This window comes from Shewanella sp. 11B5 (assembly GCF_002836795.1).
Taxonomy (GTDB): domain Bacteria; phylum Pseudomonadota; class Gammaproteobacteria; order Enterobacterales; family Shewanellaceae; genus Shewanella; species Shewanella frigidimarina.
Window position 1 is genome coordinate 1 of the sequence record NZ_PJAP01001128.1, and the last position, 2,179, is coordinate 2,179.

General features: G+C 39.5%; 2 protein-coding genes. Both read right to left on the minus strand.

Translation table 11 applies throughout. The features are described 5' to 3' along the window. Positions 1 to 827, minus strand: an 827-nt coding sequence (gene ppnN / locus CXF78_RS21075) for a nucleotide 5'-monophosphate nucleosidase PpnN (protein WP_145991612.1), incomplete at its 3' end; no start/stop codon positions are given. A gap of 62 nt (positions 828 to 889) precedes the next feature. Continuing rightward, on the minus strand, positions 890 to 2,179 hold a 1,290-nt coding region (locus tag CXF78_RS21080), incomplete at its 5' end, for a GGDEF domain-containing protein (RefSeq protein WP_102037859.1).

The window sequence follows — 2,179 nt, forward strand, 5'->3', positions numbered from 1 at the left end:
TGGCAATTGTCTTTATTTAATAAAATACCTAAAAAGTAGAGTAATTCTTCAGCCGTTCCGGCTCCGCCAGGGAAAATGACAATACCATGGCCTAAACGGACAAAGGCTTCTAGGCGTTTTTCTATATCGGGTAAAATAACTAATTCATTAACAATTTGGTTGGGTGGTTCTGCTGCAATAATACTGGGTTCGGTTAAACCTATATAACGGGCATTATGAACACGTTGTTTTGCGTGGGCTATTGCTGCGCCTTTCATTGGGCCTTCCATTGCGCCAGGGCCGCAACCGGTGCAAATATCTAATCTACGAAGCCCTAGTTGGTAGCCGACATCACGGGTATATTGGTATTCAACTGCATTGATGCTGTGTCCTCCCCAACAAACGACTACATTAGGATCTTTCATTGGCGAGATAGCTTGAGCATTGCGTAAAATATCAAACACAACATTGGTAATGTGGCTAGCATTGCTTAAGTCAATATGCTTTAAATTTTCGTACTTGTTGCTGATGTATATAATATCGCGGAGAACTGCAAACAAATGTTCTTGAATACCGACAATGATTTCACCGTCGACGAAGGCTTGTAGAGGAGGGTTGATGAGTTCAATTTGTATGCCTCTTTCGCGCTGTAAAATATTAAGGCTAAAAGATTCATAGCGAGTAAACAGTTCTTCAGAACTGTCGCTGATAAGCCCTGAAGCTAACACTGCGAGTGAGCAATTTCGATATAATTGGTAAAGGTCACTTTTTGCGCCTTGTTTTAGGCGCTCGACTTCTAATTGAGAAAGCTGATCTAGACTACCACGTGGACTAATTTTTACTATCATAAGCAACTCCTTTGGACTCGAGTATTTGATGCCGAGTCCAAAGAAAATCGTCTTGGGATGGGCTAGATATCAATTACGACTCGGTCTCTGCCGTTGTTTTTTGCTTGGTATAATGCAGCATCGGCTCTTTCGAAAGCTTCTTCAAGCGTTTCGTTTTCCATGACTTGTGCAGCACCTATAGATAATGTAACTGTAATTCTCTGATTTTTAAACTTAAACGGAATATTTTTGATTTTCTCTCTTACGCGATTCAATAATTGAGAGATATGCTCATCAGTAACATCAGGTAATAGTAATACAAATTCCTCACCGCCATAACGAGCGACAAACTCACTATCACGTAATGAATTTTTTAATGCCATAGCGATGACTTGCAGGGTTTTATCACCGGTACTGTGGCCAAAGTTATCGTTAATATTTTTAAAGTGGTCTATGTCTGTAATGGCTATCCACAATGGCGTTTTAAAGCGGACATGGTTGCGATATTCTTGCTCCATGCGATCTTCTAATGCCGTACGGTTTGCCAATTGGGTAAGCGGATCGAGAAGGTTGAGCTTTTGATGTTCAAATAGCTTTTCTTTGTAACTATTCGCTTCCTGGCTCATTGAATTGAGCTCTTTACGCATTGACTCTATAGATTTACGTAAGATGGTTTGCTCACGTTGTTCTAATGCCTCTTTACGAGACAGTGAATCGCGAAGCGAAGATAACTGCACTGTCAGTTGAATCTTTAATTGGCTAAGATCATAGGCATCTACCACTAACTCGTCGGCGTTATTGACGCGTAAATTTATTTCTTTATTTAATTGGCCTTTAAGTTGCTCACAACGTTGGTTATTGTTATGGGTGTTATTGACCACATCGCGAACGATAGTCAGAGCATCATTGAGGGCAAATAAAAAGTCTTGTGATGCGGTTTTTTCGCGAGCAATATTCTCTAACAGCAGGCTCAATATCGATTGGTAAGATTCCAGTAAGTTACTTAAGCTGATATCACCAAGTAACACTTCTTTTATAACTAGAATTTGGTCGCGTTGATCTTTTCTAAATTCAATTTCAGCAATTTTAGCTGCAAGCTCTTTAGCTAGCTGAACATGGTGAGGCAAGATCTCGTAATTGTCGGCATCTGCAAATTCATGTTTTAAAATTTCTTCGTAGAAAAAAATCAGTTTTTCTACTTTAGGGATATATTCCCATACTGTATGGAATGGTTTGCCTAATTCTTGCTTAAAGTAGGTGATTTCTTTTTTTAATTTATCTGGAGCAGAGTTAATTCGTTGGATCTGACGGATCACTCGATTGAGCCCATTACGACTGTCTTCTAAACGAGTCATTGTATGGTTATATTGAGA